This is a genomic window from Phenylobacterium sp. (assembly GCF_004299445.1).
Taxonomy (GTDB): Bacteria; Pseudomonadota; Alphaproteobacteria; order Caulobacterales; family Caulobacteraceae; genus Phenylobacterium.
Genome location: NZ_SCTC01000022.1, coordinates 20,452 through 44,999, shown reverse-complemented (window position 1 = coordinate 44,999; position 24,548 = coordinate 20,452). Strand labels below are relative to the sequence as shown.

Genomic DNA, 24,548 nt, shown 5'->3' with positions numbered 1-24,548 from the left:
TGCGCAAGCAGCAGGAGGCGCCCCCATGTCGAACGTCAGCTACGAGACCGATGGCCGCATCGCGATCGTCACCGTCGAGCGCCCCGAGCGGCGCAACGCCTACGACGGCGCCACGGCGCGCGAGCTCTACGACGTCTTCAAGCGGTTCGATGCCGACGAGAACCTGGACGTGGCGGTGCTGACCGGCCGGGGCGGCTATTTCTGCGCGGGCGCCGACCTCAAGGGCATCAGCGAGGGCCGGGGCAATCCGGTGAAGCCGGACGGCGACTTCGGGCCCATGGGCGTGACCCGCCTCCGCCTCGGCAAGCCGGTGATCGCCGCCGTCGAGGGCCATGCGGTGGCGGGCGGCCTTGAGGTGGCCTGCTGGGCCGACCTGCGCGTGGCCGCCGAGGATGCGATCTTCGGGGTCTTCTGTCGCCGCTTCGGCGTGCCGCTGATCGACCTCGGCACCATCCGCCTGCCGCGCCTGATCGGCCACTCGCGGGCGATGGACATGATCCTCACGGGCCGGCCGGTCGGCGCGCCCGAAGCCCTGCAGATGGGTCTCGCCAACCGCGTCGTGCCGAAGGGCGAGGCGCTGAACGCCGCTCTGGAGCTCGCCCGCCAGCTATCGGCCTTTCCGCAGCTATGCCTGCGCAACGACCGGCTCTCGGCCCTGGAGCAGTGGTCGCTCGATTGGGATGAGGCCACCGCCTACGAGGTCAAGGTCGGCATGGAGACGCTGCGCACCGGCTCGGCCGTCGAGGGCGCGACGCGGTTCGCCTCGGGCCAGGGCCGCGGCGGCGCATTCTGAGATCCTCCCCCTTTCCGCATTGCTGGGCAAGGCGAGGCCACAAACCAGCGTTTGACATCCTGCGCTGCGGGTCTAGCGTACCCATAATACGAAAAATTGCCGCCGGGGGAGAGCGCGCATGGCGTGGGATTTCGAGACCGATCCCGAGTTCCAGAAGAAGCTGGACTGGATCGAGGACTTCATGCGCGACGAGGTCGAGCCGCTCAGTCACCTCGGCATGGCGGTCTTCTCCAGCGAGGGCCGGAAGAAGTTCATCAAGCCGCTGCAGGACAAGGTGAAGGCCGAGGGCCTTTGGGCCTGCCACCTGGGCCCCGAACTGGGGGGCCAGGGCTATGGCCAGCTCAAGCTGGCGCTGATGAACGAGAAGCTGGGCCGCAACAGCCTGGCCCCCAGCGTCTTCGGCTGCCAGGCGCCCGACAGCGGCAACGCCGAGATCATCGCCCACTACGGGACCGACGCTCAGAAGGAGAAATACCTCTGGCCGCTGCTGAACGGCGAGATCCGCTCGGCCTTCTCCATGAGCGAGCCGACCGGCGGTTCGGATCCGCTCACCTTCACCACCCGCGCTGTGCTGGACGGCAATGAATGGGTGATCAACGGCGAGAAGTGGTTCTCGACCAACGCCCGCTATTCCAAGGTGCTGGTGCTATACGCCATCACCGATCCCGACGCGAAGGACCCCTACCGGCGCACTTCGATCTTCCTGGTGCCCACCGACACCCCCGGGGTCGAGATCATCCGCAACGTCGCCGTGGGCGCGGGCGGCGAGATCGGCGGCGGGAACGAGGCCTATGTCCGCTACAACAACGTGCGCCTGCCGTACGACGCGCTGTTGGGCGACCGCGGCGCGGCCTTCGTGATCGCCCAGGTGCGGCTGGGCGGCGGCCGCGTGCACCACGCCATGCGCACCGTCGGCGCCTGCCGTCACGCCCTGGACCTGATGTGCCAGCGGGCCGTGTCGCGCACCACGCGCGACGGCCGCCTGGCCGACCTGCAGATGGTGCAGGAACAGATCGCCGACAGCTGGATCGCGGTGGAAAGCTTCCGCCTGCTGGTGCTGCGTACCGCCTGGCTGATCGACAAGCACAAGGACTACCAGAAGGTCCGCAAGGACATCGCCGCCATCAAGGTGGCCATGCCCAAGGTCTACGGCGACGTGGCCCAGAAGGCGGCCCACCTGCACGGCGCGCTGGGCGTCTCGAACGAGATGCCGTTCATGCGGATGGTCAATTCGGCTCTGGTCATGGGCATCGCCGACGGCCCCACCGAGGTTCACAAGGTGACCCTCGCGAAGCAGGTCCTGAAGGACTACACGCCCGACAACGACCTCTTCCCGAACTACCACATCCCCAAGCTCCAGGAGGAAGCCCGCAAGCGCTTCGCCAAGGAACTGGGCGAAATCCGCGACCATTACGCCAGCCGCCGGACGGAGAAGGTCTAGCGCGAACGGGCCAGACGGCGCGGCGGCCGACATCCGTGTTCATCGGTGTTCGTCCGTGGTTCCAATGACAGCGCCGCGGCGCGCTTGGCGGCCAGGTTGGAGGGCGTCTGCGACGGCCCTGCAATCCTGCCGCAAAGGGAGGGGTCCTTTAGGGGACCTGGAACGGCCTTCAAACGGCCGTTAGGATTCGCGCTTCCTTCGCTGCCTGTTGTTTCTCGAGGTAATTCCGTGACCGATAAGTCCTGGCCCGTGATGTCGATCGCCGAGGCGCATGCGCGCCTGACCGGCCCGGGTTCGCCCTTCGAGATCGAGGAACAGGTCATCCGCGGTATCCCGACGAAGACCTGGAAGAACGCACCGCCCACCCTTCGCGACGTGTTCCTGAACGGCCAGCGGTTCAAGGACCGCGAGTTCCTGGTCTACGACGACGACCGCGCCACCTACGACGCGTTCGGCCGCGCGACGATCACCCTGGCCCACCGCCTCATCGCCGACGGCGTGAAGAAGGGCGACCGGGTCGCCGTCATCATGCGCAACCTGCCGGAGTGGGCCGTATGCTTCTGGGCCGGCCAGTTGGTCGGCGCCATCGTCACGCCGCTGAACGCCTGGTGGACGGGCGCCGAGCTGGAATACGGCCTGGCCGACTCCGGGACCAAGGTCGCCTTCGTCGACGACGAGCGCCTGGACCGCGTCGAAGAATTCCTGGCCAAGCTGCCCGACCTCGAGAAGGTCTACGTCACCCGCCACGCCGCCCAGGGCCTGCCGGCCAAGTGCCATCGCCTGGAGGACGTCATCGGCGTCGTGAACAGCTGGGGGAGCCTGCCCGAGCTGGCCCTGCCCGACGTGCCGCTGGGCCCCGAGGACGACGCCACCATCCTCTACACGTCCGGCACGACGGGCCGGCCCAAGGGCGCCCTGGGCACCCACCGCAACATGACGTCCAACATCGGCGCCGGCGGCATCTCGGCGGCGCGGAACTTCCTGCGCGCGGGCGAGCCGCTGCCCGAGATGGATCCGCTGAAGGTCCCCCAGCGCTGCACCCTGCTGGTCGTGCCGATGTTCCACGCCACCGGCCTGTCGGCGACCCTGGGCCCGACGATGAACTCGGGCGGCAAGATCGTGCTCATGCGCCGCTGGGACGCCGAGCCCGCCATGAAGCTGATCGAGCGCGAGAAGGTCACGGCGACCGGCGGGGTCCCCACCATCGCCTGGCAGCTGATCGAGCATCCCGCGCGGTCCAGGTACGATCTCTCCTCTCTGGTCGCCGTCACCTACGGCGGCGCGCCGTCGGCCCCCGAACTGGTGCGCAAGATCGCCGAGATCTTCCCCGGCTCGCAGCCCGGCAACGGCTGGGGCATGACCGAGACCACGGCCACCTTCACCAGCCACCTGGGCCGCGACTACGAGAACCGCCCCGACAGCGCGGGGCCTGCGGCCCCCGTGGGCGAGATGCACGTGCGCGACCCCGCCGACGGCAAAACCATCCTGCCCGCCGGCAGCGTCGGTGAGCTGTGGGTCAAGGGCCCGCAGGTGGTGAAGCTCTACTGGAACAAGCCCGAGGCCACCGCCGAGACCTTCCAGGACGGCTGGCTGCGCACCGGCGACCTGGCGCGGATCGACGAGGAGGGCTTCCTCTTCATCATCGACCGGGCCAAGGACATGCTGATCCGCGGCGGCGAGAACATCTACTGCGTCGAGGTCGAGAACGTCCTCTACGACCACCCCGACGTGATGGACGCCGCCATCGTGGGCATCCCGCACAAGACCCTGGGCGAGGAACCCGGCGCGGTGGTCCACCTGAAGCCGGGCGGTACGGCCACCGAGGCCGAGCTGCGGTCGTTCGTCCGCGAGCGGTTGGCGGCGTTCAAGGTCCCGGTGAAGGTGGCCTTCTGGCCCGAGACCCTGCCGCGCAACGCCAACGGCAAGATCCTGAAGACCGAGCTCAAGAAGGTCTTCGCGACCGAAGAGGTCTAGCGCTCCGGCACCACCTCCAGGAACCGCGCCAGCGTCGGCGTCGTGTCGGCGGTGCGCCAGGCGACGCCGGTCTCCAGCGCCGGCGGCTCGCCCGCGAGGTCCAGGTAGCGCACGCCCGTGCGGGCGAGATTGCGCAGCGACGTGGGCGCCAGCGCCACGCCCAGGCCGGCCGAGACCAGGCTGATGATCGTCTGCATCTGGATCGCCTCCTGCACCACGCGGGCGGTCCCGCCGTGGACAGCGAAGTAGCCGGTGACCAGGTCATGGAACGCGGGCGCCACCCGGCGGGGGAAGATGATCAGCGGCGCCGCGATCACCTGCTGGGGCGCCAGTCGTCCGCCCTCTGCGACGATCCGGCCCTCTTCGATCCAGCTCTCGGGCACGGCCGCCACCAGCGGTTCGAGCAAGAGACGCCGGTAGCTGAGCCCGGGCGGCAGAACCCCGCCCGCCGGCGGGATGACGAGACCGGCGTGGCCGCGGCCCTCCGAGAGCGCGGCGATCTGCACGTCGCTGGTCGCCTCGGTCAGGGCGATCTCCACGTCCGGGTGCAGCGCCGCGTAGCGCCGCACGATCGTCGGCAGGACGCTGTAGTCCGCGGTGGATACGAACGAGAGCTCCAGTCGCCCCACCTCGCCGTCTCGCAGGCGCCGCGCGATCTGCGGCAGCTCCGAGAAGCCCGCCAGCGCCGCCTGGGCCGGGCCCAGCCAGCGCTCTCCGAACGGCGTCAGGGTCACGCTGCGCTTGGTGCGCTCGAACAGCGCCGCGCCGAGCTCGCGCTCCAGCGCCTGGATCGACTGGCTGAGGGGCGGCTGGGTCATGCCCAGCCGCTCCGCCGCCTTCCCGAAATGCAGGGTCTCGGCGACCGTCGTGAAATGCCGCAGCTGGCGAACGTCCATATTGATATGTGATACGACCTAATAACGACGTAACAATATATTTTGCCAATGGCGCGCCGGGCCTTATCGCCGTCCGGTCCAATCCGGAGGCTCCCCATGCCCGCTCTGCGTTCCCGCACGTCGACCCACGGCCGCAATATGGCCGGCGCCCGCGGCCTCTGGCGCGCGACGGGGATGAAGGACTCCGACTTCGGCAAGCCGATCATCGCCGTGGTGAACTCGTTCACCCAGTTCGTTCCCGGCCATGTCCACCTGAAAGACCTGGGCCAGCTGGTGGCGCGCGAGATCGAGGCCGCGGGGGCCGTGGCCAAGGAGTTCAACACCATCGCGGTCGACGACGGCATCGCCATGGGCCACGACGGGATGCTCTACAGCCTGCCGTCGCGGGAGATCATCGCCGACAGCGTGGAATACATGGTCAACGCCCACTGCGCCGACGCCATGATCTGCATCTCCAACTGCGACAAGATCACCCCCGGCATGCTGATGGCCGCGCTGCGGGTGAACATCCCGGCGGTCTTCGTCTCGGGCGGGCCCATGGAGGCCGGCAAGGTCGTCAAGGCCGGCAAGACCACCAAGCTGGACCTGATCGACGCCATGATCGCCGCCGGCGACGACAACGTCTCGGACGAGGAGGTCCAGGCGATCGAACGCGCGGCCTGTCCCACCTGCGGTTCGTGCTCGGGCATGTTCACGGCCAATTCCATGAACTGCCTGACCGAGGCGCTGGGCCTGTCGCTGCCCGGCAACGGCTCGGTGCTGGCCACCCACGCCGACCGCGAGGCCCTGTTCCGCCGCGCGGGCCGTCTGGTCGTCGAGATCACGAAGCGCCACTACCAGGAGGACGACGCCTCGGTGCTGCCGCGCGCCGTGGCCAACTTCCGGGCCTTCGAGAACGCCATGAGCCTGGATATCGCCATGGGCGGCTCGACCAACACGGTGCTGCACCTGCTGGCCGCCGCCCACGAGGGACAGATCGACTTCACGATGGCCGACATCGACCGGCTGTCGCGCAAGGTGCCTTGCCTGAGCAAGGTGGCCCCCGCGAAGTCGGACGTGCACATGGAGGACGTCCACCGGGCCGGCGGCGTCATGGCGATCCTGGGCGAGCTGGACCGCGGCGGCCTGATCCATCGCGACACGCCCACCGTCCACACGCCCTCGCTGGGCGAGGCGCTCGACACCTGGGACATCCGCCGCACCAACGACGACGCCGTCCGCACCTTCTTCCGCGCCGCGCCGGGCGGGGTGCCGACTCAGACGGCGTTCAGCCAGTCCGAGCGTTGGGACGCCCTGGACGAGGACCGCGCCGGCGGCGTCATCCGCGACATCGACCACGCCTTCTCGAAGGACGGCGGCCTGGCGGTGCTGAAGGGCAACCTCGCCCTCGACGGCTGTATCGTGAAGACCGCGGGCGTCGACGAGAGCATCCTGAAGTTCACGGGCAAGGCGAAGGTCTACGAAAGCCAGGACGCGGCGGTGAGCGGCATCCTGACCGGTCGGGTGAAGGCCGGCGACGTGGTGGTCATCCGCTACGAGGGTCCCCGCGGCGGTCCAGGCATGCAGGAGATGCTCTATCCGACCAGCTATCTGAAATCGAAGGGCCTCGGGAAGGACTGCGCCCTGATCACAGACGGCCGCTTCTCGGGCGGCACCTCGGGCCTGTCCATCGGCCACGTGTCGCCAGAGGCGGCCGAGGGCGGGCTGATCGCGCTGGTCGAGGACGGCGACGTGATCGAGATCGACATCCCCAACCGCGGCATCACGCTGAAGGTGGCCCCGGCTGTCCTGGCCGAGCGTCACGCCGCCATGGTCGCCCGCGGCCCCAAGGCCTGGCAGCCGGCGGTGGACCGCGTCCGCAAGGTCTCGACCGCGCTCAAGGCCTACGCCGCCTTCGCCACCAGCGCCGCGCGCGGGGCCGTCCGCGACCTGGATGCGGCGCCGCGGGTGATCGCCCCGGCGCCGGCGAGGTCGTCCGAGACGGCCTGATCTCCCGCTGCGGGAACTGGCGTTCCGGCGACGCGCGGCCTACAGCAGTGCCTATGACCAAGCGTCCCCTTATCGTCGGTCTGGGCGGAACCGTCCGCGCGGGCTCGACCACCGAGAAAGCGCTGATCTGCGCGCTCAAGGCCGCCGAGGCGAAGGGGGCCGAGACTCACCTTCTGGGCGGCGCGTTCCTGTCGGGCCTGCCGATCTTCGATCCGCGTCCGGGTGAAACGAACGCGGCCCAGCAGGAGCTGGCCGACGCCATCCGCCGCGCCGACGGGGTGATCGTGGCCAGCCCGGGCTATCACGGCTCGATCTCGGGGGTGATCAAGAACGCCCTCGACACGCTGGAGCTCACCCGCACCGACGCCGAGCCCTACCTCAGCCACAAGGCGGTGGGCACGATCATCACGGCCGACGGCTGGCAGGCCGCGGGCACGACCTTGATGGCGCTCCGTGCGATCATACATGCCCTCAGGGGCTGGCCGACCCCGTTCGGAGCGGCCCTCAATGCGGGAGTCAGCCTCTTCGACGAGGCCGGCGACTGCCGAGACCAGAAGGATGCCTGGCAGCTCGCCACCGTCGCCGAACAGGTGGTGGAGTTCGCCCAGATGAAGGCCCTATCGCGATGAAGCGCCCTTTCCTCGTGCCGCCCTCGGGCTCCGACGAAGACCCCGTGCAGGGCGCGATCAGCCCCATCGAGGACATCATTGAGGACGCCCGCAACGGGCGGCCCTACATCCTGGTCGACGCCGAGGACCGCGAGAACGAGGGCGATGTCATCATCCCGGCCCAGTTCGCCACACCGGAACAGATCAACTTCATGGCCAAGCACGCGCGCGGCCTGATCTGCCTGTCGATCACCGGCGAGCGCGCCCGCCAGCTGCGCCTGCCGCCGATGGCCCACGAAAACGCCTCGGGCCACGGCACGGCCTTCACCGTCTCGATCGAGGCCCGCGAAGGCGTGACGACGGGCATTTCGGCCCACGACCGGGCCCACACGATCGCGGTGGCGGTCGACCCGACCAAGGGCGTGGACGACATCGTGTCGCCCGGCCACGTGTTCCCGCTGGTGGCCCGCGACGGCGGCGTGCTGGTCCGCGCCGGCCACACCGAGGCGGCCGTCGACATCAGCCGCATGGCCGGCCTGAACCCCGCCGGCGTGATCTGCGAGATCATGAAGGACGACGGGTCGATGGCGCGCCTGCCCGATCTGGTCGCCTTCGCCCAGCTGCATGGCCTGAAGATCGGCACGATCGCCGACCTGATCGCCTATCGCCGCCGCACCGAGCGGCAGGTGGAGCGGGTGCTGGAGACGCCGTTCGAGAGCGCCTACGGCGGCAAGTTCCGGATGGTGATCTACCGCAACTCCATCGACCAGACCGAGCATGTGGTGCTCACCAAGGGCAAGATCGATCCCGACAAGGCCACCCTGGTGCGCATGCACCGCGTCGACATGGCCGCCGACATGCTGGGCGCGGTCGAGACGCGGCGCGAGTATGTGCCCCGCGCCCTGAAGGCGCTGGCCGCCTACGACGGCGCCGGCGTCGCGGTGTTCATCCGTGACTCGAACCCGCACTGGCTCAGCGAGCGCTACGGCCAGGCGCAGGTGGACCACACCGAAAACGTCCTTCGCGACTACGGCATCGGCGCCCAGATCCTGCTCGACCTGGGCGTGCGCGACATGATGCTGCTCAGCAGCTCGCAGACCGTGCTGCCGGCCTCGGCCGGCTATGGCCTGAAGATCGTGGGGCGGATGCCGCTGGCCTAGTCGCCTGCCCCGGCGCAGCGGAGGCCGGGAGGGCCACGGCCCCGGTTCCTCTCGCAAGGCCCCGCCCAGCCTCAGCGACGCCGACCGGTAAAAGCCGATGAGGGCGGCTCATCTAGCCGTCCAGCGGAAAGTGCGTCAGTGTCGGCAAATCCGTGACCCCCGCCCGGACGTATCTTCGTCGCGTGCGCCGCACGGCCGCACGGCGTCCGCATTGTGCGGATTTTCCCGTTCCCTTAAGAAATTGAAGGGGATGGGTCGACCTAGAGTGTGGAAATGCCCAGCGAGTCCAGTCCCGCCTCCCTGACCGACACCGACCTCGCCGTCCGCGCCTTCGCCGCCGATGGCGCGGGTTGCGCCTGCCCGCTGTGCGCCGGCCTGGCCGACGTCGTCGAGACGGGCGCGCCAATCTTCGGGTCCTATCTGAACGCGGATGAGCGCGCCGGGACGACAGTGAACGGCAAGCCCAGCTTCTCGATCGACCGCGCGGGCCTGCAGATGACCGGATTCGACCCGGTGACCATGCAGCCCTACCCCGGCTGGGGCGGCGTGGCGGGCCAAGCCTACACCGTGACCTACGCGTTCCGCGCGTCCGAGCCGACGCAGATGCCGTCTGACACAACCGGCTTCCAGCGGTTCAATTCCGCGCAGATCACGGCCACCGAGCTTGCGATGCAGGGCTGGTCGGACGCGGCGAATATTCGGTTTCAGCGTGTGGGCGTCGGAGACACCGGCGAGGAGGCCTACTCCAACGCCGCCCAGATCCTGCTCGCCAACTATACGGCTGGCGCCAAGGGCTCCTCGGCCTTCGCCTTCTACCCCGGACGGTCTGAAACCAGCGGCGACGTGTGGGTCAACCTGACCGTCGGCTCCAACGCGTTCCCGGTCGTCGGCAACCAGGGCCTGCAGGTGCTGCTGCACGAGATCGGTCACGCGATCGGCCTCGCCCATCCCGGCGACTACAACGCCGACGAGGACACGGTGATCACCTATGCGGACGACGCCGAGTATTTCGAGGACAGCCGCCAGTACACGGTGATGAGCTACTTCTCGGCGACCAACACGGGCGCGAACTACGGGACGACGTTCCCGGCCGCGCCGCAGCTGGACGACATCCGGGCGATCCAGATCGAGTACGGCGCCAACATGTCGACCCGCACGGGCGACACGGTCTACGGGTTCAACTCCAACGCCGAGCGCGCGTGGTTCACGATCGCGAACAGCTCGTCGCGCGCGGTGTTTGCGGTCTGGGACGCCGGCGGCAACGACACGTTCGACTTCTCGGGCTACTCCCAGAACCAGACCATCGATCTGCGCGAGGGCTTCTTCTCGAATGTCGGCGCGCTGGTGGGCAATGTGGCCGTGGCCCAGGGCGCGAAGATCGAGAACGCTATCGGCGGCTTCGGCTCGGACACCATCAACGGCAACGCGCTGGACAATTCGATCCAGGGCAACGCCGGGGGCGACCGCATCTTCGCGGGCGCCGGCAACGACACGGTCGATGGCGGGCCGGGTGCGGGCTATCTGCGCGGCGACGAGGGCAACGACTCCATCCTGGGCGGCTCGTCGTTCGACGACATCAACGGCAACATGGGCAACGACACCGCCTTCGGCGGCGGCGGCGACGACTGGGTCGTGGGCGGCAAGGACAACGACGTCCTCTACGGCAACGAGGGGACCGACCTCGTGTACGGCAACCTGGGCGACGACGTCCTGATCGGCGGCGACGGGGCCGACACCCTGCGCGGCGGCCAGGGCGCCGACAGCCTGATGGGCGACGCCGGAAACGACTATGTTTCGGGCGACCGTGGGAACGACACCGTGGCCGGCGGCGCAGGGGCCGACCTGTTCCACAGCTTCACCGGCGCCGACATCGACCGCATCACCGACTTCAATTTCGCGGAGGGCGACCGCGTGCTGCTGGACGTGGGCACGACCTACACCGTGGCCCAGGTGGGCGCCGACACCGTGCTGACCCTGGGCGGGGCCAGCGACCAGGTGATCCTGGTGGGCGTGCAGATGAGCGCGCTGGGCGACGGCTGGGTGATCATCGGCTAGCGGCGAGAAATCCCGTTTTCAGTCGGCGCTATCCGGCCTATAGAAAGAAACCCACCGCCCGGCCGAAAGGCCGGGCGCCTTCGTTTTCGAGACACGAAAAATGACCCAGATCCTGATGCCCAAGGCGACCGCCGTCTGGCTGGTGGACAACACCTCGCTCACCTTCGAGCAGATCGCCGATTTCTGTGTTCTGCACCCGCTCGAGGTGAAGGGGATCGCCGACGGCGAAGTGGCGCGCGACATCCGCGGCGCCGACCCGATCGCCAACGGCCAGCTCTCGCGCGATGAGCTGGACGCGGCCGAGAAGAACCCCAGCTACCGGATGAAGGCCCAGAAGAGCCGGCACGCCGAGCTGCTGAAGCCGGTCAAGAAGTCGCCCCGCTACACCCCCGTGTCGCGCCGCCAGGACCGTCCCGACGCCATCGCCTGGTTCATCCGCAATCACCCGGAAGTTCCGGACAGCCAGGTCGCGCGCCTGTTGGGCACCACCAAGGCCACCATCGACCAGGTGCGCAACCGCCAGCACTGGAACTCGGCCCAGATCAAGCCGGTCGATCCCGTGACCCTGGGCCTCGCCACCCAGCTTGAGCTGGACGCCGTGGTTCGCAAGGCTGCCGACAAGAAGGCCAAGGACGACGCCCGCAAGGGGATCGTCGAGCCGGAGGGCGCCACCCTGCGCCCCGCCGCCGAAACCGGCGCGCCCGTCGAAGAGCCCGAGGACGATCACGAGGATCACCGCACGCACACCGCGGCGTCGGTCTTCGCCGACCACGGCGACGACGACGGCGACGAGGACTAGGCGAATCTTCCCTCCCCTCTGGGGACGGGCAGCTCGCCAAAGGGCGAGCTGGTGGGGAAGTCACGGATAGGCGCGGACAGTGGGGATGATCCACACATCCCCACCCGTCTCGCCCACCGGGTCGCGCCGCGACCCGGCGCCCCCCTCCCTATGCGAGCCACCCCCCAAGGAGGGTGAATTGCTCGCCACCCTCCCCAGAGGGGAGGGAAATCCGTCAGTGCATGTGGCCGCGAAGGGTCTCGATCTCTTCCTTCAGCCTCAGCTTCTGTCGCTTGAGCTCCTTGAGCTTGATGTCGTCGGCGTAGGGCCTTCTCATCTCGTCCTGAATGGCCTGTTCCAGGGACTGGTGACGGGATCCGAGTTCCCGGATCCGGGCATCTAGCGCCATGCGTAGTGCCTCCTCTCAGTTGGACAGTCGCCGAGTGAACACCCGCTTCCCGCCGCTGTCAGATCACATATGTTTGCAATCGGTCCCGCTGGAACCGGATCGCGTCGGGGGTCGGTAGTTTTCGTATGGCCAACTCGGAAAAGCCGCGCCTGATCGTGGCCATCTCGGGCGCGTCCGGGATCGCCTATGGGCTGCGCGCTCTGGACGCGTGTCGCGAGCTGGGGGTCGAGAGCCACCTCGTGATGAGCCGCTCCTCGGCGCTCACCCTCGACCAGGAGACCGAACTCACGGTCGCCGATGTCCAGGCCCGGGCCGACGTGGCCCATAAGGCGGGCGACGTGGGCGCGTCCATAGCCTCGGGCTCGTTCCAGACCCTGGGAATGATCGTCGCGCCGTGCTCGGTGCGCACGATGAGCGAGATCGCCACCGGCGTGACGGCTTCGTTGCTGACCAGGGCCGCCGACGTCACCCTGAAGGAACGTCGCCCGCTGGTGCTGATGGTGCGCGAGACGCCGCTGCATCTCGGCCACCTGCGCACCATGGTGAAACTGACCGAGATGGGCGCCATCATCGCCCCGCCGCTGCCGGCCTTCTACGCCAAGCCCCAGTCCCTGGAGGAAATGGTGGACCAGTCGGTGGGCCGCGCGCTCGATCTCTTCGGCCTGGCCTGGAAGCCGGTGAAACGCTGGGGCCTCGACGTGGGCCCCGTGAAGGGTGGAGCCTGAGATGTCGATCTGGGAGTGGGCGCTCGGAGCCTATGCACAGCCGGGCGTGCCCGAAGCCTGCCTCAGGCTGCAGGATGAGTACGGCCAGAACACGTCGCTGCTGCTGTGGGCCGTCTACGCCGAGACAAAGGACCCGGCGCTGCTGGCCCGCGCCGCCGAGGCCGCCCGCGCCTGGGACGCCACCGCGCTGAAGCCGCTTCGCGAGGTGCGCCGCGCCCTGAAGCCGCCCCTGCCGCCGTTCGACGACGAAGCCCGGCTGAGCCTTCGCGAGGAGGTCAAGGCCCTCGAACTGGCGGCCGAGCGCCTGCTGCTGGAGACCCTGGCCGATCTGTCGCATGGCCAGGGCGGGGCGCATGCGCTGGAAGCTCTGGAAGCCGCCTCGCTGGCGTGGGACAAGCCCGCGCCTGCCGACGCGCTGGCCGAACTCGCCGCCGCCCTGAGCTAGGATATGGCGTATATGATCGACTACTCGACCTTCACCGAAGAGGCCCTCGAGGCTCGCTGGAAGGACCTGAGCCAGGATCACGCCGACCTGGACGCCGCCATCCAGGCCCTGGCCGCCAGCCCGGTTCCCGACCTCGTCGTCATCGGCCGCCTCAAGCGCAAGAAGCTGGCGCTGAAGGACGAACTGGCCCGGATCGAGCACTACCTGAACCCCGACATCATCGCCTGATCTGCCCTCTCCCACTGCGTGGGAAAGGCAGACATCACCGAATGCTCTGCCAGCTCTTCGACAGCAGGTTGGCGCAGTTGATCAGGCCCACCAGGGAGTAGGTCTGGGGGTAGTTGCCCCACAGTTCCTGGCCGTCGAGCGAGATGTCCTCCGACAACAGGCCCGCGCGGGTGCGCCGGCCCAGCATCTCCTCGAACAGCTGCCGCGCCTCGGCGGTGCGGCCCGACAGGTGCAGCGCCTCGATCAGCCAGAAGGTGCAGAAGTTGAACGCCGTCTTCGGCAGGCCGAAGTCGTCCGGGATGGCATAGCGCAGCATGTAGGGGCCGCGCCGCAGGCCCTTTTCCACCGCCGCCATGGTCGCCGCCATCCGCGGATCGTCGGCCGGCAGGAAGCGCACATCCACCAGCTGCAGCAGCGAGGCGTCCAGCTCGTCGCCCTCGAACGTCGCGGCGAAGCGGCCCTCCGCCGCGTTCCAGGCGCGCGTCTCGATGGTCTGGCGCACTTGTGCCGCGCGGGCGTTCCAGTACGCGGCCCGGTCGGCCAGCCCCAGGCGGCCCGCCGCATTGCCCAGCCGGTCGCAGGCCGCCCAGCACATCACCGACGAATAGGTGTGCACTGCCTCGCGGCCCCGGAACTCCCAGAGGCTGGCGTCCGGCTTGTCGTGCAGCTCGAAGGCCCGCTCGCCGATCGGCTCCAGGGCCCGGAAATCGTCGGCGTTGGCCGGCCGAAGCAACCGCTCGTCGAAGAACGCCTGCACCGTCGACAGCACGATCTGGCCGTAGACGTCGTGCTGCATGTGCTCGTGCGCCTGGTTGCCCACCCGCACCGGCCCGATCCCCCGATAGCCCGGCAGGTGCGGGGCGATCCACTCGGTCAGCACGGGCTCCAGGCCCACGCCATAGACCGGCTGGACGTGTCCGGCCCGGCCGTTGGCGGGTGTTCCCGGCGTCAGCCCCGGAAGCTCAGGCTGCGGCGAAGCCGGCGCGCGGGGCCGCATGTCGCCGCGGTTGGCCAGGTCCACCAGGTTGCGCAGGTAGACCAGGTAGTTCTCCAGCATGTCGGCCGCGCCCAGCCGGTTCAGCGCCTGGACCACATAGTAGGCGTCGCGCAGCCAGCAGTAGCGGTAGTCCCAGTTGCGGCCGGCCCCGGCGGCGGCCTCATGCTCGGGCAAAGAGGTGGTCAGCGCCGCCACGATGGCGCCGGTCTCCTCGTAGGCGCACAGCTTCAGCGTGATCGCCGCACGGATCACCGCCTCCTGCCACTCCAGCGGCACCGACAGCGTGCGCACCCATCCGCGCCAGTAGTCGGTGGTCTCGCGCAGCATGCGCGCCGCCGTCGTCGAGACGTCGGCGTCCAGCCCCTCGTCGGGCCCCAGGAACAGGCCGATGGGCTCTTCCAGCCGGAACGCGCGCTCCTCCAGGATGTGGCTCACCGGCGCGTCGGTGGTCAGCCGCAGCGTGGTCTCGTCGCTGGTGTAGCGGATGTGGTTCGACCCGGCCGTCGTGGGACAGGGCCGCTCGCCGTAGTTCATCGTCGGCCGCAGCCGGATCCGGATCCGCGGCGCGCCCCTCAGCGGCCGCACGATCCGCACGAAGGCCAGCGGCCGGTACTGCCGCCCCAGGTGGCGATAGCGCGGGGAGAAGTCGATGACCTCCACGGCCGCGCCGTCGGCGTTGACGATCTCGGTCCGCAGGATCGGCGTGTTGCGCAGATAGGCTTGGGTGGTCTGGGTCGCGCCCTCCACCTCGATCGCCCAGATCCCCGTGGCGTCCTCGGCGTCGGCGGCCTTGCCGCTCAGCAGGCCCGAAAAGAACGGGTCGCCGTCCACCCGCGGCACACAGGCCCACACATAGCGGCCGGCGCGGTCGATCAGGGCGCTGGCGGCGCAGTTGCCGATCGGGAACAGGTCCAGGGACTGGGTCAGGGCGTTCCTCCGCAAAGATCACGATCCAGCCGCCGCGCCCCGCCAAGGTCGGCTGCCCGACCAAGAAACGCGCCCGGCGGACGTTGGCTCCGGCGGCCGGCGGCCGGCGTTCGCGCCTACCCGCCGTACCGCACGCGCAGGCTGGGGCCGCGGCTGTTGGAGTGGACGGCCACGCGGCCGCCCTGGCGTTCGAACGTCAGGTCGATGGCGCCGTCGCCGATGCGCAGGTCGCGGATGCTGAGCTGGTCGATGCCGGTGGGCAGGACGGGGTCGCGCACCTCGACCTGCGAGCACTCGGCGTCGATCGACAGACCCAGGCAGGCCTGCAGCAGCATGAACACCGACCCGGCCGCCCACGCCTGCGGCAGGCAGGCCACCGGATAGGCCACCGGCGGCTCGCCCGCCGCGCGGGGGAAGCCGCAGAACAGTTCGGGCAGGCGCATGTCCAGCTGTGAGGCCGCCTCGAACAGGGCCGCCGTCAGCTTCACCACGCCGGCCCGCTCGCCATAGTAGGACAGCCCCAGCGCGGCCACCGCCGTGTCGTGCGGCCAGACCGAGCCGTTGTGATAGCTCATCGGGTTGTAGCGCGGCTCGTGCACCGCCAGCGTCCGCAGGCCCCAGCCCGAGAAGAAGTCGGCGCTGAACATCCGCTCGGCCATCAGCTGCGCCCGGTCGGCGCGGGGCAGGCCCGTCAGCAGCAGGTGGCCGGGATTCGAGGCCATCACCCGGCAGAGCTCGTTCTGGCCGTCCAGCGCGATGCCGTAGAAGCCGGCCTCGTCCATCCAGAAGCGCTCTTCGACCACCTGCCGCAGGTGCTGCGCCCGCGCGCTCCAGGCCTCGGCGGCCGCGTTGTCGCCGCGCCGTGCGGTAAGGTCGGCCATCGTCCGATACGCCGCGTAGGCGTAGCCCTGCACCTCGACCAGGGCCACCGGCCCCTCGGGGAAGCGCCCATCGGCGTGGAAGATCGAATCGCCCGAATCCTTCCAGCCCTGGTTCACCAGCCCGCCGTCCATCGCCCGCGCGTAGGCGATCAGTCCAAGCGGGTGACGCTCGGCCATCATCACCAGCCAGCCGGCCGCCCGCTCCAGCGCCGGCCACCACTGCTCGATCTGGGCGTAGTCGCTCGTGCGCTGGGCGTAGGCGCCGGCCAGCGCCACGAACAGCGGCGTCGTGTCGACCCCGCCGTAGTAGCGGCCGAAGGGCACCTCCCCCAGGGCGGCCATCTCGCCGCGCCGGGTCTCGTGCATGATCTTGCCGGGCTCGGAGTCGCGGAACGCCGACGTCTCTTCAGCCTGCCACGACGCCAGGTACGACAGCACGCCCTTGGCCAGCGCCGGCTCCAGCCACAGGATCTGCCAGGCGGTGATGATCCCGTCGCGGCCGAAGCAGGTCGAGAACCAGGGAATGCCGGCGTAGGGGTAGGGGCCCGTCGGCATCGGCGTGGTCAGCAGCGCCAGGTCCGCGCGCGACTTGTCGAGCCACCCGTTGAACAGCCGGCCGTTGGTGGTGACCCGCGCCCCTTGCCGACGGCGCTCGCGCATGGCGAACCGGGCCCGGGCTGCGGCGGCGCGGAATCGCGCCCGCGACGGCGGCTCCGCGCCCGAGTCGCCCACCTCCACATAGAGTTCGCGACACTGCTCCGAGCCGATGGTCATGCGGAACGCCGCCTCGCCCGCGGCGATGACGTCCGGTCGCTCGGAGAACGCCACCACGCTGGTCCGGCCCACACCGTCCAGGCCCTGGTAGCGGAAGCAGACCGACTGGGTCAGCACCTCGGGCGCGAACAGCTCTCCGCGCCCCCGGCGTCGCGCGCCGCGTACCTCGAACATGTCCCGGAAATCCGCCTCGAACACGAAGACCAGCGGCAGCTCGATGGTCTCGGGGGCGTAGTTGGTCAGCCGGATCCGCTCGTACAGCCGCTCGTTCCAGAGGAACCGCTTGCGCTCGATGTGGGCCACGCCCGGCGGTCCGGCGGGTCCGGCGGGCGCCGGGATCGCCCGGTTCAGGCCGTGGCTCGTGAAATAGACGTTGTCCTGGCTCACCGCGCCCGACAGCAGCGTGGGTGAACGTCCGCCCAGGGTCAGCTCCCAGCGCGAGAGGATCCGCGTGTCGTCGTGGAACAGCCCGTCGGCCGCGCCCGCGATGTCGCCATGGCTGTCGGCGACGATGAAGGTGTCGCGGTCCTTCAGCGCATAGAGCCGCTGAGGAACGCGGGGTTCCTCGATCTCGCCCCATTCGACAGGGGCTCCGTGGGCGGGCGCCAGGTCGTTCATTGGGTCAACCGCCGGTCAGGCGGCCTCGGTCATCGGTTCGTCGTTGGCCAGGCGGAGGCGCTCGTAGATCTCGACGTAGCGATAGGCCATCGCGATCGCCGAGAAGCGCTCCTCGAAGCGGTCGCGGATGGCGCGGCGGTTCAGCGTCGGCAGGCGTTCGACGGCCCGCGCCGCCTCGGCCTCCGAGCGGACGATGAACCCCGTCACGCCGTCCTCGATCACCTCGGGCACCGACCCGTTGTCCCAGGCGATCACCGGCGTGCCGCAGGCCATGGCCTCGATCATCACCAGGCCGAACGGCTCGGGCCAGTCGATGGGAAACAGGAGCGCGTCCGCGCCGCCCAGGAAGGCCGACTTCTGCCCGTCGCCGATCTCGCCCACGAACTCGACCAGCGGATTGGCCATCAGGGGTTCGATCTCGTCCTCGAAATAGGCGCGGTCAGCGTTGTCGACCTTGGCCGCCATGCGCAGCCTGCGGCCCGCGGCCGTGGCGATGGCGATGGCGCGGTCGGGCCGCTTCTCAGGCGAGATGCGCCCCAGGAACGCCAGGTAGCCTTCGCTGCTCGGGTTGAAGCGATACAGCTCTGCGCTCATCCCGTGGTGCACCGTGGCGGCCCAGTTCGCGCCGGGCAGGGGCAGGCGCTGGTTGTCGCTGATCGAGACCAGCGGGAACTGCGGCCAGCGGGCGTAGACGTTGGGCAGGTCCTTCAGGTCCAGCCGGCCGTGCAGGGTGGTCAGCGTGCGCCGGGCCATGTCCTCGAACATCGGGAACTGGATCATGTCGGTGTGAAAGTGGATCACGTCGAACTCGCCGGCCCGCGCCCGCACCAGGGCCAGCTGATGCAGATGGGCCGCCAGGTCCGACTTCAGCGGCGCGGGGTCCAGGCGGATGGCCTGGTCGCGCACCGGGGCCAGGGTGGCGGTGGTCTGCGCCTCGGCGCTGGAGAAGAGGGTGACGTCATGGCCCAGGGCCACCAGCGCGTCGGTCAGGTGCGCCACCACCCGCTCGGTGCCGCCGTACAGTTTGGGCGGCACGGCCTCATACAGAGGGGCGACCTGGGCGATACGCATTCACAAAACTCCCTGGCAGGGCGCCCCGTCCCGAACGCGGCGCCTGGCATCCGGGAAGTGAGACGCGGGGGCCCTGGGGAAGTTCCATAGAGCGCGCGGAATCTGGCGCCATGCGGCGCGGCTGCGCGTTATGAGGCGCGCATGATCGAGACCTATCCCACCCCCGACGCCCTGGCGGACGCCGCGGCCGGCGCGATCTCCGGCCTTCTGGCCGAGGCGATCGGCCTGCGCAGCCGCGCCTCCCTGGTGGGAACCGGGGGCCGATCGCCGGGGGCGGTCTACGACCGGCTGGCCCGGGGCGGGCCCGACTGGAGCCGGGTCAACGTCACGCTGTCGGACGAGCGCTGCGTGTCCCCCGACGATCCGGCCTCCAACCAGAAGCTGGTCCGCGAGCGGCTGCTGGCGGGGCCCGGCGCGAAGGCCCACCTGCTGCCCCTGTGGCCCACGCCCGACCCCGCCGCGCTGGCGGCGCTCCGCCCGTTCGACGTGGTCATGCTGGGCATGGGCGAGGACGGCCACATCGCCTCCCTGATCCCCGGAGACCCCGGTCTCGAGGACGCCATGACCACGGCCGACGCCACCCGACCCGTGCCCGCCGGCCTGGGCAAGCCGCCTGTGCCGCGGATCACGCTCACCCTCAGCGCATTGCTCGATGCGCGGGCCATCTTCCTTTTGGTCGCGGGGGAGACTAAGCGCGGGGTCGTTCAGCGGGCGCTGGCGGGCGAAGACCTGCCGGTGGGCCGGCTGATCGCACAAGCCAAGACTGCCCCAAACGTCAGACTTCGCATCTTCTGGACCCCCGACGGAGGTTGAAGCTCATGCATCCTGTCACCGCCGAGGTCACCGAGCGGATCGTCGAGCGCAGCCGCGAGACGCGCGCCGACTATCTCGAGCGCATGGAAGCCGCCCGCCAGGCGGGGCCCGGCCGCGGCAAGCTCAGCTGCGCCAACTGGGCCCACGCCTTCGCCGCCTCGCCCGATAGCGACAAGCAGCGCATGCGCGACCCCACCGCGCCCAACATCGCCATCGTCTCGTCGTACAACGACATGCTGTCGGCCCATCAGCCGTACGAGCGCTTCCCCGATGTGATCCGCGCCGCCGCCCACGAGGTGAAGGCCACCGCCCAGTTCGCCGGCGGGGTGCCCGCCATGTGCGATGGCGTCACCCAGGGCCGCCCCGGCATGGAGCTCAGCCTGTTCAGCCGCGACGTGATCGCCATGTCGACGGCGGTGGCGCTGACCCACGACGCCTTCGACGCGGCCCTGATGCTGGGCATCTGCGACAAGATCGTGCCGGGCCTGTTCATCGGCGCCGCCGCCTTCGGCCACCTGCCGACCATCTTCGTGCCGGGCGGCCCGATGAGCAGCGGCATCTCCAACGCCGAGAAGGCCCGCGTGCGCGGCCTCTACGCCGAGGGCAAGGCCACCCGCGAGGAGCTGCTCGACAGCGAGATGAAGAGCTACCACGGGCCGGGCACCTGCACGTTCTACGGCACCGCCAACTCCAACCAGATGATGATGGAGATGACCGGCCTGCACCTGCCGGGCGCCGCCTTCGTCAGCCCCAACACCCCGCTGCGCGACGCCCTGACCGCCGCGGCCCCCAAGCGCGCGGTCGAGATTCGCGACGGCGGCAACGACTACACGCCCTTCTCGGCGGTCATCGACGCCAAGAGCATGGTCAACGCCATCGCGGGCCTGCTGGCCACCGGCGGCTCGACGAACCACACGCTGCACATCCTGGCGATGGCGCGGGCCGCGGGCCTGCTCATCACCTGGGAGGACATGAACGACCTCAGCCACGTGACCCCGCTGATCGCGCGCGTCTATCCGAACGGGTCCGAGGACGTGAACGCCTTCCACGCCGCCGGCGGGATGAGCTTCGTCACCCGAACGCTGCTGGACCACGGCCTGGTCCACGACGACGTCCACACGGTCGCCGGCAAGGGCCTGCGCCGCTACCAGCAGGAGCCGTTCCTCGACGGCGGCAAGCTGGTCTGGCGCGAGGGCACGGCCGTCAGCCTCAACCGCGACATCCTGCGTCCGGCCGACGACGCCTTCGAGTCCGAGGGCGGAATGCGGCTGGTGACCGGCGGCCTGGGCCGGGGCGTCATCAAGACCTCGGCGGTCAAACCCGCCAACCGCATCGTCGAGGCGCCCTGCATCGTGTTCGAGGACCAGGACGAGCTCCTGGCCGCCCACAAGCGCGGTGAGCTCGAGCGCGACTTCGTCGCCGTCGTCCGCTTCCAGGGCCCGCAGGCCAACGGCATGCCTGAGCTGCATTCGCTCACGCCGCCGCTGGGCGTTCTGCAGGACAAGGGCTTCAAGGTGGCGCTGGTCACGGACGGCAGGATGAGCGGCGCCAGCGGCAAGGTGCCGGCGGCGATCCACGTCACACCCGAGGCGGCGGTCGGCGGCCCCCTGGCCTATGTCCGCACCGGCGACGTGATCCGTCTCGACGCCGAGGCCGGGACGCTGGAGATCCGCGTCGAGCCCCGCGAGCTGATGGGCCGCGAGCGGGCGCGCCGCCCCAACCTGGGCCAGGATCACGGCTATGGCCGCGAGCTGTTCGGCTGGATGCGCCGCGCCGCGGGCCCGGCCGACGCCGGCGCGTGTTCGCTGTTCGAGGCCGCCTGATGCGATCGCAATGGACGGGGCTGGTCGGCGATGTCGGCGGCACCAACGCGCGCCTGGCGCTCACCGACGCCCAGGGCCACATCCGCCATCCGCGCACCTTCCCGTGCAGGGACTACGCGAGCCTCACCGACATCATCGCCGAGTACATCGAGACGACCGCCAGGAAGCGGCCGCCCCGCGCGGTGCTGGCCGTGGCCGGGCCGGTGGTGGACGGCGAGATCGAGTTCACCAACCTCGACTGGGTGGTTTCCGAGGGCGAGCTGCTGGCCCACTTCGAGTTCGAAGCGATCGAGCTGATCAACGACTTCGCCGCCCAGGCGCTGGCCTGCCCGCTGCTGGAGGGCCAGGACCTGAAGGTGCTGGGCCCCACGCTGCCGCGCGGCTCGCACGAGTGCCCGATGGTGGCGCTGGGCGCGGGCACCGGCTTCGGCGTCGCCGGCCTGGCGCGCAGCGACCGGGGCGACGTGCCGATCCCCACCGAAGGCGGCCATGCCTCGTTCGCCCCATCCGACGACGTCGAGGTCGAGGTCTGGAAGCGGCTGGCCGCCAAGTATGGCCGCGTCTCCATCGAGCGCATCCTGTCGGGCCAGGGCCTGTATGACCTCTACACGATCCTCTGCGAGCTGAAGGGCGTCGCGCCCACCCTGGCCGACGAGGCGGCGGTCTCCGTCCAGGGTCTCGCAGGCGATCCGCTGGCCTCCGAAGTGCTGGACCGGTTCTGCCTGATCCTCGGCGCCGCGGCGGGCGACCTGGCGCTCACCTTCGGCGCCCGTGGCGGCGTCTTCGTCTCGGGCGGCATCGCCCCGCGCCTGGGCGATCGCCTGGCCAAGGGCGGCTTCCGGGCCCGGTTCGAGGACAAAGGACGGCTGTCGGACTACCTCAGCGCCATCCCGACCTACCTGGTCGTCCACCCCTACCCGGCGATCGTCGGCGCCGCGCGCGAGCTGGAGCTGCTGGAGCGGCTCTAAAGCGTCTCCCCTCTCGCGACGCAGGGGAGAGGAGGCTGGCGGTCAGGCGTCGCGGACAACCCGGTTTTCCGTCAGGCGCGGGCCTGCTGGGTCTTCATCACGTCGACCACCCCGGCGAGATAGTCGCAGGCGGCTTGGCGGGCTTCGGGCGTCATGGTCTCGGCAAAGGCTGTCATGGCCTCCAACACGGGGACCAGGTCGAGGCTGGCGCGTTCCCGGGCGTTGTCAGTGATCTCAAGCAGATAGCCGCGCCGGTCGGCGGGGTTGCGATTGCGGACGACCATCCGCTTGTACTCCAGGCGGTCGACCAAGGCCGTGATCGAGGCGGACGGCATCGACAGGGCGCGACCCAGGGCGCCGGGCGTCATGGGGCCATGGACCACCAGTTGCTCCATCGCCGCAACCTCGGCCAAGCCGAGCTTCATGCGCCGCGCAGCGAAGGCGGTGAAGCTGAAAAGGGCGGCCGAATGCCGTTCCCACGCCTGGGTCATCTCGCTGGCGGACAGCATAATATCTCCAATATCGAGATTATAGATAAATAAGAATATCGAAATGCGATAGAACTGGCTAGCCCTCGGTCCAGACCGCAACGCCTCCCGAGGAAGATCAAATGCCCTGGACCCACCGCGCCGCCGCCGCGACGAGCCTCTGGCTCTTCGCTGCAACGGCAGCCCATGCCCAACCGCCCGCCGATGGCCTGGACGTCACGCTCGGCCTGGGCGCCGCGCCGGACTATCTCGGATCCGACGACTACGTGGCCGCGCCCTTGCCCGGATTTCAGTACCGGCGTGGAGACATGGCGGTTCGCAGCAACAACCTCGGCGTCGAGGCCAAATGGAGTCTGGGTCCAGCGTCGATCGGCGCCATCGCGCGGCTGGATCCCGGACGGAACGACCTGTTCGACGTGAAGGATCGCGCCGTCAAACGGCTGGGACGTGTCAAGGCCGCCGCAGAAGTCGGTGCGCTGGCGGAAGCGGCGTTCCCGCTTGGCGAACCTGGGGGCGCCATGCTGGTCAGCCGCATCTCGCTGGTGCGCCGCGTTTCCGACAGCGACGGCTGGCTTGTGGAGGCCTCGGCCGGTCCGCTTGTCCAGCTGTCGCCGGAGCTCAGCGTGTCCGCCTTCGTCAGCGCCAGCGTCCAGAGTGACGGCTATGCCGACACGTTCTTCAGCGTCGATGGCGCGGGCGCCGCGCGGAGCGGCCTGCGCCGGTTCAAGGCCGGCGGCGGGTGCCGGGACGTGGGGGTCTTGCTGCTGGCGACGGGCACGGTCTCAGAGCGGGTCGCCGTCTCCGTCATCGCCTCCTACACGCGGTTGCAAGGCGATGCCCGGCGTAGCCCCATCGTGAGCGACCGCGGCGCGGCTGGCCAGCGCTTCGCGGGCGTCTCACTCACCTACCGGTTCGGACGATGAGCTCTCCCGATCAACCCTGCCCGTGTTTCAACGGATTGCGGTGGAAGACGTGAAGTATACAGAGACTGAAGCGGTTTTGATGTCGATACACGGGATCATCGGCACAGGTATTGTGATCTCGGGTATCATCGCGCTGATTTCAGCAAAGGGCGGAAACACTCATAGCAAAAGTGGTATAGTGTTTGCACTTGCGCTGTGCGCCATGGCGGCCGTCATTCTCGCGACGGCATTTCTGGCGTCTCATCTGATATCGACGCTCGGAATAACATTCACCGCCTTGGCGTGTTATCTGGTGCTGACGTCATGGGCGACTGTTCGGGCCCCTTCCGCCACGCTTGATCAATTCAGTTACGTCGCCCCGATCGTGGCCGGCGCCATCGGCATGATCGCGTTGTACTGGGGGTCCATGGCGGCGCTGGGCTACGAGGAAGTTGACGACGACATTCCCGTCGCGGCCTATTTTGTATTCAGCGGTCTCGCATTTCTCAGCGCCTGCGGCGACATCGCGACCATTCTGAAGGGTGGCGCGGTCGGCGCACAGCGATTGGCCAGACATCTTTGGCGTATGTGCTTCGCGCTCTACCTGTTCACGGCAACCCTGTTCACCGGCCCAGGTTCTGTTGTTTTTCCGGAACAGATCCGGGAGTCCTGGGTGTTCATGGCGCCCGAGCTCTCGGTGCTGGTCTTGAGCCTCTATTGGCTGACGAGAGTGTTCGGAAACAGGACGTCGCAACTTGGGAGCTTTAGGAAACTGCGTTGACGAG

22 protein-coding genes are annotated in these 24,548 nt (G+C 69.3%); 16 read left to right on the top strand and 6 right to left on the bottom strand.

The genetic code is table 11. The features are described 5' to 3' along the window. Positions 1–25 precede the first annotated feature (25 nt). The 3 genes from EPN98_RS06160 (at position 26) to EPN98_RS06150 (ending at position 4,208) form a co-directional block, all read left to right on the top strand. Positions 26–793 (top strand): crotonase/enoyl-CoA hydratase family protein, encoded by a 768-nt coding sequence (locus EPN98_RS06160; RefSeq protein ID WP_293361580.1) that lies wholly within the window; start codon positions 26–28, stop codon positions 791–793. 118 nt (positions 794–911) lie between these two features. Continuing rightward, complete coding sequence (locus tag EPN98_RS06155) at positions 912–2,234, top strand: acyl-CoA dehydrogenase family protein (RefSeq protein ID WP_293361578.1); 1,323 nt, start codon at positions 912–914, stop codon at positions 2,232–2,234. Positions 2,235–2,486: 252 nt separating this feature from the next. Beyond that, on the top strand, positions 2,487–4,208 hold the full coding sequence (locus tag EPN98_RS06150) for a class I adenylate-forming enzyme family protein (protein WP_293361719.1): 1,722 nt from the start codon (positions 2,487–2,489) through the stop codon (positions 4,206–4,208). Here the strand turns inward: EPN98_RS06150 and EPN98_RS06145 are convergent. After that, entirely contained in the window at positions 4,205–5,104 is a 900-nt protein-coding gene (locus tag EPN98_RS06145) for a LysR substrate-binding domain-containing protein (RefSeq protein ID WP_293361576.1), read from the bottom strand. The two genes, EPN98_RS06150 and EPN98_RS06145, sit on opposite strands and share 4 nt — an antisense overlap. Positions 5,105–5,200: 96 nt before the next feature. Between EPN98_RS06145 and ilvD the strand changes: the two genes are divergently transcribed. From ilvD to EPN98_RS06120, 5 genes are all read left to right on the top strand, one after another. Beyond that, positions 5,201–7,093 (top strand): dihydroxy-acid dehydratase, encoded by a 1,893-nt coding sequence (gene ilvD, locus EPN98_RS06140; protein ID WP_293361574.1) that lies wholly within the window; start codon positions 5,201–5,203, stop codon positions 7,091–7,093. Between the two features lie 53 nt (positions 7,094–7,146). Then, complete coding sequence (locus tag EPN98_RS06135; RefSeq protein ID WP_293361572.1) at positions 7,147–7,722, top strand: NADPH-dependent FMN reductase; 576 nt, start codon at positions 7,147–7,149, stop codon at positions 7,720–7,722. Continuing rightward, the gene (ribB, locus tag EPN98_RS06130; protein ID WP_293361570.1) at positions 7,719–8,861 is read left to right on the top strand and encodes a 3,4-dihydroxy-2-butanone-4-phosphate synthase; all 1,143 of its coding nucleotides are present in this window, start codon (positions 7,719–7,721) and stop codon (positions 8,859–8,861) included. Before EPN98_RS06135 ends, ribB begins: the two co-directional genes overlap by 4 nt. Positions 8,862–9,134: 273 nt before the next feature. Beyond that, complete coding sequence (locus EPN98_RS06125; RefSeq protein WP_293361568.1) at positions 9,135–10,916, top strand: M57 family metalloprotease; 1,782 nt, start codon at positions 9,135–9,137, stop codon at positions 10,914–10,916. 100 nt (positions 10,917–11,016) lie between these two features. Beyond that, entirely contained in the window at positions 11,017–11,715 is a 699-nt protein-coding gene (locus tag EPN98_RS06120) for a cell cycle transcriptional regulator TrcR (RefSeq protein ID WP_293361566.1), read from the top strand. A gap of 214 nt (positions 11,716–11,929) precedes the next feature. On the opposite strand, the gene EPN98_RS06115 is transcribed toward EPN98_RS06120, so the two are convergent. Next, the gene (locus EPN98_RS06115) at positions 11,930–12,103 is read right to left on the bottom strand and encodes a DUF465 domain-containing protein (RefSeq protein ID WP_293361564.1); all 174 of its coding nucleotides are present in this window, start codon (positions 12,101–12,103) and stop codon (positions 11,930–11,932) included. Positions 12,104–12,228: 125 nt separating this feature from the next. Between EPN98_RS06115 and EPN98_RS06110 the strand changes: the two genes are divergently transcribed. The 3 genes from EPN98_RS06110 to EPN98_RS06100 are packed head-to-tail and all read left to right on the top strand — an operon-like array spanning position 12,229 to position 13,501. Beyond that, entirely contained in the window at positions 12,229–12,828 is a 600-nt protein-coding gene (locus tag EPN98_RS06110; RefSeq protein ID WP_293361562.1) for a UbiX family flavin prenyltransferase, read from the top strand. Between the two features lies 1 nt (position 12,829). Beyond that, positions 12,830–13,273: a TIGR02444 family protein gene (locus EPN98_RS06105; protein ID WP_293361560.1), complete on the top strand. Its 444-nt coding sequence runs from the start codon at positions 12,830–12,832 to the stop codon at positions 13,271–13,273. Positions 13,274–13,285: 12 nt separating this feature from the next. After that, on the top strand, positions 13,286–13,501 hold the full coding sequence (locus EPN98_RS06100) for a DUF465 domain-containing protein (protein ID WP_293361558.1): 216 nt from the start codon (positions 13,286–13,288) through the stop codon (positions 13,499–13,501). 34 nt (positions 13,502–13,535) lie between these two features. Here the strand turns inward: EPN98_RS06100 and EPN98_RS06095 are convergent, their stop codons facing one another. The 3 genes from EPN98_RS06095 to EPN98_RS06085 all read right to left on the bottom strand — a co-directional run bounded on the left by EPN98_RS06095 (position 13,536) and on the right by EPN98_RS06085 (position 18,769). Next, positions 13,536–15,425, bottom strand: a complete 1,890-nt coding sequence (locus EPN98_RS06095; protein ID WP_293361717.1) for a glycoside hydrolase family 15 protein — start codon at positions 15,423–15,425, stop codon at positions 13,536–13,538. Between the two features lie 116 nt (positions 15,426–15,541). Then, complete coding sequence (locus EPN98_RS06090) at positions 15,542–17,698, bottom strand: glycogen debranching N-terminal domain-containing protein (protein ID WP_293361556.1); 2,157 nt, start codon at positions 17,696–17,698, stop codon at positions 15,542–15,544. Between the two features lie 15 nt (positions 17,699–17,713). After that, positions 17,714–18,769, bottom strand: coding sequence for a glycosyltransferase family 4 protein (locus EPN98_RS06085; RefSeq protein WP_293361554.1), 1,056 nt, complete (start codon positions 18,767–18,769; stop codon positions 17,714–17,716). A 141-nt stretch (positions 18,770–18,910) separates the two neighbouring features. Between EPN98_RS06085 and pgl the strand changes: the two genes are divergently transcribed. From pgl to glk, 3 genes are read left to right on the top strand one after another with little or no spacing between them, the layout of a single operon-like run. After that, on the top strand, positions 18,911–19,582 hold the full coding sequence (gene pgl, locus EPN98_RS06080) for a 6-phosphogluconolactonase (protein ID WP_293361552.1): 672 nt from the start codon (positions 18,911–18,913) through the stop codon (positions 19,580–19,582). Positions 19,583–19,587: 5 nt separating this feature from the next. Further along, entirely contained in the window at positions 19,588–21,405 is a 1,818-nt protein-coding gene (gene edd / locus EPN98_RS06075) for a phosphogluconate dehydratase (protein WP_293361550.1), read from the top strand. Then, positions 21,405–22,373 carry a glucokinase gene (gene glk, locus EPN98_RS06070; protein WP_293361548.1) on the top strand — a complete coding sequence of 323 codons (969 nt, stop codon included), beginning with the start codon at positions 21,405–21,407 and terminating at the stop codon, positions 22,371–22,373. The genes edd and glk overlap by 1 nt, the downstream gene beginning before the upstream one ends. 71 nt (positions 22,374–22,444) lie before the next feature. Here glk and EPN98_RS06065 read toward each other — a convergent pair whose 3' ends face one another. Next, positions 22,445–22,882 (bottom strand): MarR family transcriptional regulator, encoded by a 438-nt coding sequence (locus EPN98_RS06065; RefSeq protein WP_293361546.1) that lies wholly within the window; start codon positions 22,880–22,882, stop codon positions 22,445–22,447. A gap of 101 nt (positions 22,883–22,983) precedes the next feature. Here EPN98_RS06065 and EPN98_RS06060 point away from each other — a divergent pair, with 101 nt between their 5' ends. Together EPN98_RS06060 and EPN98_RS06055 are read left to right on the top strand one after the other, a co-directional pair. Next, positions 22,984–23,784 carry a MipA/OmpV family protein gene (locus EPN98_RS06060; protein WP_293361544.1) on the top strand — a complete coding sequence of 267 codons (801 nt, stop codon included), beginning with the start codon at positions 22,984–22,986 and terminating at the stop codon, positions 23,782–23,784. A 40-nt stretch (positions 23,785–23,824) separates the two neighbouring features. Continuing rightward, positions 23,825–24,544: a hypothetical protein gene (locus EPN98_RS06055; protein WP_293361542.1), complete on the top strand. Its 720-nt coding sequence runs from the start codon at positions 23,825–23,827 to the stop codon at positions 24,542–24,544. Positions 24,545–24,548 lie beyond the last annotated feature (4 nt).

What these genes read in the sequence shown, in the direction of transcription:
- EPN98_RS06090 (WP_293361556.1), bottom strand. Translation starts at nt 17,698, where the DNA reads ATGAACGACCTGGCGCCCGCCCACGGAGCCCCTGTCGAATGGGGCGAG.
- EPN98_RS06125 (WP_293361568.1), top strand. Translation starts at nt 9,135, where the DNA reads ATGCCCAGCGAGTCCAGTCCCGCCTCCCTGACCGACACCGACCTCGCC.
- glk (WP_293361548.1), top strand. Translation starts at nt 21,405, where the DNA reads ATGCGATCGCAATGGACGGGGCTGGTCGGCGATGTCGGCGGCACCAAC.
- EPN98_RS06145 (WP_293361576.1), bottom strand. Translation starts at nt 5,104, where the DNA reads ATGGACGTTCGCCAGCTGCGGCATTTCACGACGGTCGCCGAGACCCTG.
- EPN98_RS06115 (WP_293361564.1), bottom strand. Translation starts at nt 12,103, where the DNA reads ATGGCGCTAGATGCCCGGATCCGGGAACTCGGATCCCGTCACCAGTCC.
- EPN98_RS06065 (WP_293361546.1), bottom strand. Translation starts at nt 22,882, where the DNA reads ATGCTGTCCGCCAGCGAGATGACCCAGGCGTGGGAACGGCATTCGGCC.
- EPN98_RS06120 (WP_293361566.1), top strand. Translation starts at nt 11,017, where the DNA reads ATGACCCAGATCCTGATGCCCAAGGCGACCGCCGTCTGGCTGGTGGAC.
- pgl (WP_293361552.1), top strand. Translation starts at nt 18,911, where the DNA reads ATGATCGAGACCTATCCCACCCCCGACGCCCTGGCGGACGCCGCGGCC.
- EPN98_RS06110 (WP_293361562.1), top strand. Translation starts at nt 12,229, where the DNA reads ATGGCCAACTCGGAAAAGCCGCGCCTGATCGTGGCCATCTCGGGCGCG.
- edd (WP_293361550.1), top strand. Translation starts at nt 19,588, where the DNA reads ATGCATCCTGTCACCGCCGAGGTCACCGAGCGGATCGTCGAGCGCAGC.
- ribB (WP_293361570.1), top strand. Translation starts at nt 7,719, where the DNA reads ATGAAGCGCCCTTTCCTCGTGCCGCCCTCGGGCTCCGACGAAGACCCC.
- EPN98_RS06135 (WP_293361572.1), top strand. Translation starts at nt 7,147, where the DNA reads ATGACCAAGCGTCCCCTTATCGTCGGTCTGGGCGGAACCGTCCGCGCG.
- EPN98_RS06060 (WP_293361544.1), top strand. Translation starts at nt 22,984, where the DNA reads ATGCCCTGGACCCACCGCGCCGCCGCCGCGACGAGCCTCTGGCTCTTC.
- EPN98_RS06105 (WP_293361560.1), top strand. Translation starts at nt 12,830, where the DNA reads ATGTCGATCTGGGAGTGGGCGCTCGGAGCCTATGCACAGCCGGGCGTG.
- EPN98_RS06155 (WP_293361578.1), top strand. Translation starts at nt 912, where the DNA reads ATGGCGTGGGATTTCGAGACCGATCCCGAGTTCCAGAAGAAGCTGGAC.
- EPN98_RS06150 (WP_293361719.1), top strand. Translation starts at nt 2,487, where the DNA reads ATGTCGATCGCCGAGGCGCATGCGCGCCTGACCGGCCCGGGTTCGCCC.
- EPN98_RS06100 (WP_293361558.1), top strand. Translation starts at nt 13,286, where the DNA reads ATGATCGACTACTCGACCTTCACCGAAGAGGCCCTCGAGGCTCGCTGG.
- EPN98_RS06085 (WP_293361554.1), bottom strand. Translation starts at nt 18,769, where the DNA reads ATGCGTATCGCCCAGGTCGCCCCTCTGTATGAGGCCGTGCCGCCCAAA.
- EPN98_RS06160 (WP_293361580.1), top strand. Translation starts at nt 26, where the DNA reads ATGTCGAACGTCAGCTACGAGACCGATGGCCGCATCGCGATCGTCACC.
- ilvD (WP_293361574.1), top strand. Translation starts at nt 5,201, where the DNA reads ATGCCCGCTCTGCGTTCCCGCACGTCGACCCACGGCCGCAATATGGCC.